The sequence below is a fragment of the Bacteroidota bacterium genome, assembly GCA_038746285.1.
In the GTDB taxonomy this organism is placed as follows: Bacteria; Bacteroidota; Rhodothermia; order Rhodothermales; family JANQRZ01; genus JANQRZ01.
Map to the genome: position 1 here is coordinate 1 of JBCDKT010000087.1, position 9,119 is coordinate 9,119.

Annotated in this window: 2 protein-coding genes; both read right to left on the reverse strand. The window is 69.4% G+C overall.

Features of this window, described 5'->3' with window-relative positions; translation table 11 throughout:
* Positions 1–266: 266 nt before the first annotated feature.
* Positions 267–5,918 carry an NADAR domain-containing protein gene (locus AAGI91_17060; protein ID MEM1044320.1) on the reverse strand — a complete coding sequence of 1,884 codons (5,652 nt, stop codon included), beginning with the start codon at positions 5,916–5,918 and terminating at the stop codon, positions 267–269.
* A 174-nt stretch (positions 5,919–6,092) separates the two neighbouring features.
* A complete protein-coding gene (locus tag AAGI91_17065) occupies positions 6,093–8,666 on the reverse strand; it encodes a hypothetical protein (GenBank protein ID MEM1044321.1) in 2,574 nt (857 codons plus the stop codon).
* Positions 8,667–9,119 lie beyond the last annotated feature (453 nt).

Here is a 9,119-nt window from a genome sequence, read left to right on the forward strand (position 1 = left end):
CCAGAGTACAATACAGTGGGGAAAGATCTCAAACAGAAAGGAACCAAAGGAAAGGCCGCCGCCGCGGCCGGCCGAGAAACCGGGCGCCGCAGGCGACAGAAAAGCCCCAACCGAGGCCGAAAGGCGCGAGCGGAGGAGGATCCGAAGGTTCCGAGTACGAGACCCCACCGAAAGGGGCAACGCGCGGGGCCGTGTGCGGCAGCGCGCAGCGCGCCGAGAGCACCGCGAGGGGCTGAAGGCAAGGAAGTAATGACAGGGGGGCGGAGCTACCCGCCTAAGGCGCTATCGCTGAGCCGCGACAAGACGAGCGCAACGTCGTCGTTGTCAATGCGGGGGAGATTCGCCGAAGTGACCGACGTGACCGCGACCGCGGCGGCACGGGAGATCCAACTCACACACGCCTCCGGGTTGGGACGCGCGTACAGGGCGTCGGAGGGACTATTGGGCGCCCAACGACAGAGGGAGTGGATCTGGGCTCGCGACGCCCCTGCCTCGAGGAGGGCACAAGCAAGACCAATGCGAAAGGAGTGCATGGAGTACTTGCCCACGTCAGCGGCAGGGAGGGCGCGAACGAGAAGCGCCCGAAGCCGGGAGTCGGCTTGCGCGTGACGGAACGGGGCGAAGCGACCGTCTGTGGTAAACAGAGGTGTGGCGTCGCGGTTAGAGCATGGAAAGCGAAGCTCGAGGTCGGCGAGGTGCCGAGCCGCCGAGAACGGCAGCGACGGGTCGAACGGCAGGTAGATGGGGATCCCGCCGAAGATGACGCCGAAGGGGTCATTCTTGGACGGCGGCGGCGTGAGCACCGCTGCGTCGCCTCGGCTGAGCTGGCGCCGGAGCTCCGGCGTCAGCGCCGGGTGGAAGGTGCCGTTGATGTACCAGCGCAGCGCGGATCGGCAGAGCCGCTCGCGCCCGAAGACAGCGTCGTCGGGAATGGCGACCTCGCTTTTGCGGAAGCCAGCCTGAAAGCAGACACACAGCATAGCCCGGAACATGAGAACCGCGGGGTCGCTGTCGTCGAACGGAAGCGCCAGCAACGCCGACAGGAGCTCGCGCGTCATCGGCTCTTTGCGCGCCGGCAACAACGCGTCGGCCCCGTGCTCTCGCACAAACGCGCGAAGCAGGCCCTTGAGGACGCGGCCCAGGCGACGCGTCGAGACCATTTCGATGTCATAGTGGTCACGGTGGACCCGGCGCACGGCGATCACAGAGTTCATGGCGCTTTGTGGTTTCGGAGCGGGCGAGGAGCGGGCCCGCGGCATCATGTTCTGATAGCGCCAGACGAAGAACGAGCACAGCAGCGTGACTTCGCGGTCGAAGCCAGCCTCGTCCGCGCCCGAGTTGGCCCGCCGATCGTTGCGGATGGGGCTTGTGCCCATCAGGCCGCAGAAGACCGTCCAGGGACGCCAGTGCTGGATGTTGGTCTTGAGCGTGCTCGCCGGCGACGCTTCGGCCGTCGCGGCGTGCACAGCGCGCTGCAGAGCGGCGAACCACGCGCCGTCAGCGGGCCGGAGCTCGAGGGACGAGGTCGCGGCGCCGGGGCCCCGAGCGAAGAAACCGCGCGCCACACTTACTGAACCGAAATCCTGACGTCGTGATGCGGCGGAATCAGCTCGAGGCGGAGGACGACGCGACTGCGCCAACGCCGGCGACGGCGCCTGCGGCGCGGGCGATGGTTCACCCGGCGGCGCCGAGCGACCCCCGGAGGAGGGAGCGTCGCCGCCGGCGCCCGGCAGCGGCTGCTGGGCCGACGACGGCGGCGATTCGTCGCCCTCGATCCAAGTCGGCGGGCCACAAAGCGGCACGACCAGGCGGGTACGCTTCGGTGGGCGTTCAGGGGACGGTGCGCGAACCCCCGACGTGAGCGACACGCGGGGACCGTCGCCGCAGAGGTTGTCGGGCTGAGCGTTACGCCGCGAGGACGCGTGCCGCGACACGTGCGCCGCGGCGGCATGCAACGCGACGTGCTCGGCGACGAGCGCGTCGAGCGCAGCCACGGCCTCCGGAGGAGGATCGAGGCGCGTCGAGACGACACCGATCTGGGCGCAGAAGGCCGCAAGCTTGTCGAAGTAGCCGCGAGACGCCATGTCGGCGCCAGGATTCCCAGGACCGAAGGTGTGCGCGAGCCAAAGGCCCGCCGTCGACCACTCGCGGAACTCCCGGCAGCGGCGCAGCCGATCCCACACGAAGACCATCAACGGCGCCCTGGAGGAGGCGTTGCGCGCCGCGAAGTACGAGGCGAGAGAGTCGGAGAACAGCCCGGCAGGAACGTTCGCCGCGACCGGCCAGAACGTCTTGAGCGCCAACTCAAACGTGGCGAACTCGAGCTCGTTGATGGGCAATGCGAGGTCGCCCTCGACCAACCACGGCGGGATGGGGACGTGGAACCAGTAGCCGTGCAGGAAGCCCCCGAGACCAGGCGTCGGCGTGCCCGCCTTGGCGGCGTCGATGAACATGAAGACGCTCGGACGCGCGTCCGGCCTCGCCTCGACCGGCGAGAAGACCGAAGACGCGCATACGCCCGAGCAGGCGGCGAGGCGCTGCGACCACGCCGACAGACGCGCGCGGTGCACGAGCTGGACGCAGTCTTGCGGCCCGAGGTCACCGAAAACAAAGAGACCGCGCGTCGTGTTCTCGTCCATGTTCGCCCACGGCAGCAGATGGGCCAGCAGGCCGAGCAGCGAGCGGGCCTCCGACCGCGTCAGCTCGCCGTCAAGCGCGCGCCGGATGTCTTTGATAGCGCGAAGCCGCTTGTCGGCGGGGATGGCCAGGACGCCGAAGGCCAGGAGGTTGTGGAGGCCGAGCCACGGCACGCCGATGCCGAGGAACCGCTTGGCTGGCTGTGCCATGCGCAGCCGGAGCCGGAGCACGACGCGCCGCGCCGCGCGGACCAGGCGGCACGTGCGAGGAACGCCGACAGCCTGGAACGCTGGGTCGTCGGTGAAGATCGCACTGTCGAACAGGCGCAGATCGACGCCGCTGAAGCCGAGGCTCTGCCGGCGCGCTCGCCACCGTTGCTCGCCTTGCGTCAGGCCGACCTCCGCGACGGACTGCTGCTCCAGGCGGTCCATCTCCCGAAGGATCAAGAAACGGATGCTGCCGGAGAAGCGCTGGGCGATGTTCGACGCCGCCGAGATGCCAAAGCCCACGGAGAGAGCGATGAGGAACATCCACTTAGCGTCCGGCGACCAACTGCGCCAGAACGCGGCCGTCTTCCACCACTCGCATGGCGCGAGAGCGATCTGGTTGAAGAAGTCCGAGCTGTCGTCTGTGAACGACAGGACGAACGTGCCGGACAGCGCGGCAGCCGAGCGGAGGATCATCGCGTTCCGCGCGAGCTGGTGCGCCGTGGGCTTCTCTTCCTTCGGCCACTTGGCGCTGTCCTCGACCGAGCCGTGGATGTCGATCGCCACGTTCAACGGCACGACCGGCTGGTTGAGCCGGCGCTGCTTGTTCGGCGCCGGGCCTGGGGCCGTCGACTGCAGTGGTCGCCGCGGCTGGCCTTGGTCCTCAATCCGCCGCGGCCGTCCTGGCTCGTGTTTCCGCTCGACGCTGCCCGAGGGCGCGCAGCGGATCGGGAAGAACGGCAGCGCCTCCGCCACGAGGTAATAGCCCTTGTCGCACAGCTTCCGCAGGCCGTCGTCGACGCGACGCAGGCCGTGCGCAAGGCTCAACAGATGAGGCATCAAGACGCAGTCCAAGCCGACGTCTGCTTTGAACTGAGCGCCGTCGCGGAGGAAGCCGATGAGCTCCGCGTCGGGCCAGCCAACCCCCTCGAGTTCGGCGATGAGGTAGGGCAAGTTCAGGTGGGACACCGGGCTGTTCGTGAAGTCCAGCGGGTGGATGAAGCCGTCGGGATCGGGCCGAAGATCCCACACGATGCCGCGCGCCTCGGGCACGACGTATTCCTGGCCGAGGACGAGCGTCTTGCGGAAGTCGATGCGCGTGCCGTCGCCGCCGGCCCACGCGCGCTCGAGTGCCTCGGCATGCTCGCGGCACCAGGCGCCGAGCAGGCGCAGGCCGGACGCCGTGAGCAGATCGGGCAAGCCGCGTGGTCGGAAGCCTGCCGGCGGGGCCGGCTGGGCGCGCGGCGACCCGGCATAGGTCGTCGTCGGCGGGTGGAAGGTCTCGACGAAGGGCTGGCGGATCGCGACGTCGAGGCCCCGCCGGCGATCATTCCTGGTGTGCGCCGGGACTTCAGCGACGCCGGGGCCGGCGCCGACGCGCTCGGAGAGGCGCGCGAAGTAGCCGTCGTCGCCGGGCTCGTCCTCCATCTCCCGCAGTGCACGTCGGAGGTCGTCCTGGGTCGCGAGAGCCGCCGACGCGACGGCCTCGAAGGCCGCGCTGTCCTCCGTCTGGGGGTCGGGCGCGGGCAGGAGGACGGACTCGCCCGCGCCGCCGCAGTCGAACTGCCGCATGTCCGGCGCGAGGCCGCGGCCAGGGGCGAGCGCGCCCAGCTTGGCCAGCGCGACCGCCACTGCCAGAGCGTCCACCGCCCCGACGTCCGCCGCGCAGGCCCACGTCGTGTCGCCCTGCGCGAGGAGCGGTGCGGCCGAGGGAACCGCAACGACCCACGCGAGTCGAAACGGCGAGAGCTCGCCGTTCGTGAACTCGGCCGCGAGGACGGCTTCGAGGTCGTTGGCAACGACGACGACGTCCGGGAGCAGCCGCCGGGCCCAGGCGATGGTCTCGTCACGCCGGCCAACGGCGACAGGTTCTGCCGGAAGGCGGGACCCCCGGAGAGCGACTCGCGGCGGAGCGTCGGCCGACGAGACGACAACGACGAGGACGCAGCCCGCGGACTCTAAAGGCACACGCGCGAGGCGTGGCCCAGACCGGTGGGCATCCGCAGGACGGCGAAGCGCTGGCAGGAGCGCGCGACCCGCGGACTCTAAAGGCGCACGCGCGAGGCGTGGCCCAGACCGGTGGGACGGAACAGTACGGCGAAGCGCTGGCACGAGCGCGCGACCCGCGGACTCTAAAGGCGCACGCGCGGGGCGTGGCCCAGACCGGTGGGACGGAACAGGACGGCAAAGCGCTGGCACGAGCGCGCGACCCGCGGACTCTAAAGGCGCACGCGCGAGGCGTGGCCCAGACCGGTGGGACGGAACAGAACGACCCGCGCAGCCGCCGGAGGCGATCGAGCCCTGCGGCGAAGGCGGCCTTTCGGCAGCTGCGCCGGCAGGAACGGCGGCGAGGGCGCCCTCGAGAGCCGAATCGCGTCCTGGCGGAGGCGGTGGCGCCGGCGGCGGAGGTGGCCGGCCCGTGGCAGGCAGCGCCGCGAGGTGCTCTCGGACCGTCATCAGCGCCTGGCCGAGGAGGTTGGTACCGCGCCAGCGCGACGGAAACAGCGCGTCGCCGTGGCCCGCAGCAAGTCCGATGCCCCAGACGCAGTCGGTCGGCGACGCCTCGGCGAGGGGACGCCGGCCCGTTGCAAGGAGCACGCCCAGCAGCTGCGGGTTCTGCGAAAACTTGGCCAAGTTGACGCTGACGACGATGTCGAAGGCCACTGTCTTCCAAAGGTCGGTGTCGAAGCCGCGCACCGCCCGACCCAGGGACTTGACGGCACTGGCCGAGTGCGTCTCCGCCAAGATCTCCTGCTCCGCGCGGCCGTCGCCGAAGAAACGCGCCTTGGCCGCCATCATGGCTTGCTCCGCGCAGAAGCAGACGAGGCCATGCCACCGGAAGTGACCGTCCGACAGCGCGTACCACTGCGAGAGGCATCCCCACGGCGTCTCGCTCTCGCGCCAGAACAGGACCGGCTTGAGCGACCAGTCCGGCGTCGCCGAAGGAGCGGCCCGCGCCGCGGCGAGGAGCGCGTCGAGGTCCTCGAGCGCCGTCGGGCGGCCCCGATCGAAAGGCAGAGCCGACGGCCGCGCGGCGGCTGGTTGGGTGGTCGCCGAGCCGGAGGCCACCGCCACACGCGCCGCCGACGAGGCCGTGTCGTCCCTGCCCAACCCCGGCCCGCGCGCCGGTCTGGTCGCCGCCCCCGTCGGCGCGTCCACCAACTGCCGCTTCCAGCTCGCCGACTCCGACGCCGCAGACGCCGCTGCAGAGGGCGGCCGAGGTGAAAGATCGCCCTCCGCGGCACGCCGTCATTGTTGGAATCGGACGAAGTGGTCCAAGGCGCGGACATCACGGTGGTCGACGCCGCTCGGGCGAGTGTGCGCCGCACTGGTGGCCGACTGGTGTCCCGGCTCGTTCGGACAGGGGCAGCACAAGAAGCGACCGTCAGCTTCTCGACGGCCAGAGCCGACGACTGGGAGGCACTTGTCCTGGCCGAGGAGCCGCCGCAGCTGGGCCTTGTTCTGCACGTGCACGCCGCCGGAGCCCGCCCGCACAATGCTGACGCCGTCGTCCGCGACCACGTCGCCCTCGCGGTGTGTCGCCAACACGTCGACGCGGGCGCTGTTAATGATGGCGTAGCCAGCGCGCATGGTGCGCGCGCGCTTGGAGGACCGACCGGCGCCGGCATCCCCCGCGCCGCCTTGGCCGCCCTGCGTGTTCTGACGTCGGCTGCCAGCACCGCCGCCAGCACTGCCGCCACCGCCGCCGTTGCCACTCCCAGCGGCCCCCCCAGCGCCGGCGCCGCCGCCGACGCCGCCACCACCGCCCCGCGAGCTGTGGCCCTGTCCCGCCGGGAACGCGGACACGACGTGCAGCCCCGCGCGGGCAGCCACCGCGGACTGACTCAGAAGAGTCTCAATCTCGGCGAACCGGGAGCGGAACGACGAGCTGGCGCCAAAGACCGGGTCCCAGTGGAAACCCGGCGGCCCAGACACGGCCTCGTTGAACCTCGAGAGAGCCTGGTCACAGGCCCTGGACATGAAGTCCTCGATGAGCGGAAACATGCGAGGGCGCGAGGCGACCGGCGCAGACTCAAGGATGATCAGGCACCTGGTGCAGAGCGCCTGCCATGAGTCGTTGCCCGCCGGCGCGAAGCCAGCGAGCGTGAAGACGACGTTCATGATGCTGCAGCACGACCGGACGTCCTCCGCGCACCGGAGGGCGTTGTCGACGCAGCCGGTGAAGGTGTCTTTCCCGAAGCGCCCTCGGAGGATGGAGTCCTTCAGCACCGTGCACCAAGTGGCGCGGATTTTTCCAAACTCGCCGGACTTGAGCTGCGTGAGGAACCCAGCCGGGAGCGGCACCTCGAAGTCCGCGTTCAACTCGACGCCGGTGTAGTTGGAGGCGAGGGCCGCGCTGACGTACTGCGCGAAGGTGCCGTGCGCGTTCTTGGGCGCGAGCAGCGCGACGCGTTGCAGGCAGTCAGTCTGCGTGAGTGGCTTGCCGGTGTAAAGCATCTGGAGGAGAACAGCAGAGACGTCTTCGCCGCGACGAATCTCCGCCAGGACCGCGGCGACGAACCCGAGCGAATCCGAGAGGGGGAGGGCGTTGAGCCTGGTCCGCGCCGCCTTGAAGCTCGTCGACAGGAGGACGTCCTTGAGAAGCGACGTTGCGTCCGAGGAGGCCCCCGCAGCAGGATCGGTCGCCGACGACGCCGGCTCGGACGCCCGCGGCGTGTCCCGGGCGGCGGCCTGGGCCGCTCGGTAGCTTCTGAGGAACTCGCTCAAGCGAACGGGCGGCGACAGCTCGTCCTCGATGAGGTGCGAGAAGCGGTCGAGCTGGCGGTCGAGCCGACGAAGAGAATTCGGGAGCAGTGCCGACGTCGAGCCCATGAACCCGTACTGGAGGTCGCTGAGCATGGCCCAACGCTGCTGGTGCGTGACGCCGGCGAGGATGCGCTGCAACTGCGGAAAGGACTCGATGAGCAGGTAGCGCTGGACAAGGTCGACCTTCACGTCCTCGGAGCCCTGCGCGTACCGGCAGCACTCGCCGACGACGAACGACGGGTCCGGCTCGAGGCCTGGGGCGCGAATGTCGAGTGCCGGGTCCAGGATGAACGTGTCGAGGCCCGCGAAACAGCGACTGACGTGCTGTGCGTGCGAGGCACTGGCCGGTGACGAGAAATGCCGTAGCGCCGGCGTGTCGCGGAAGGTGGTGCTCAGAGCCTCTAAGAACTGATCGAGCGGCCCGTCGACCGCGCGCGCTGCGGGCCGCCGCAAGGGCCCGACCACGCGAGCAAGGAAGGCCAAACGGTCCAGCTTGCCACTTGGGCCGACGAGGTCCCCGAACTTAACGTGCGCGCGGCGGGCGGAGAGGTCGTCCAACGTCAGAGGCGGGAACGCGTCCATGTCGGGCGGTGGCGCCCGAGCGTCGGCGTTGCGCGTGCCAGCAGACACCGGAAGAGCGGTAGCAGCCGGCGTAATGTCAAACGCCGCCACAGCTTCCAGTAATGCCTCAAACCTCGCGCCCATGACGCGACAGTTCTCAGAGTTGGAGAGTACGCAACGATCAAACCCGTCCGTCGCGCGCAGATTTTCGACGCGAAGCGTGAGCAGCTCTGAATCAATTCGCGCCGCGGCTTCAGCAACGGCGTCGCCCCAGCCCGCCACGGAAGGGTCGAAGCCCAGGTCGTGAAGAGCCGAGAGCGTTCGCTCGGCAAACTCGGGATCGACCGCGTACCCGCAAAGTGGCAGGACTTGAGCATCCGGGTGCAGCGTCCAGACGTGCGCCAGAACCGCCACAACGTCGGCCGACTGGAGCTGCAACTTCTTATCCACCGTCTTCGCTAATTTCCAAGAGGCCGCCACCGACTGCTCGTTCACCTCTAAGTAAAAGTCCGACGCGGGAGCTGGAGGCATTGGTGAAACGGCGGCAAGACACAGTCCAAGACACGGTCCCGGATCGAGAGCAGAGCGCGCGAAGCAGGTCTCGCGGCACTCGACACGCACGCGGAGCACGAGAGCGGTACCCGGGAGACGGATCAGGACTTCGGATCAGCCAACGAGCAGCGATCAGCGAGGGAGCGGCCGCCAGGGATCGAAGCCTGACGCTCAGCCCTGCAACTGAGAAACTAGGGTCCTCCCGGAACTCAGCTTCTCAGAGCAGCCGGGCACGCTGCCAGCTCTCTCTCTCGGGGAAAGCCGCGCCGGGACTCGAACCCGACGCGGCCAGAGTACAATACAGTGGGGAAAGATCTCAAACAGAAAGGAACCAAAGGAAAGGCCGCCGCCGCGGCCGGCCGAGAAACCGGGCGCCGCAGGCGACAGAAAAGCCCC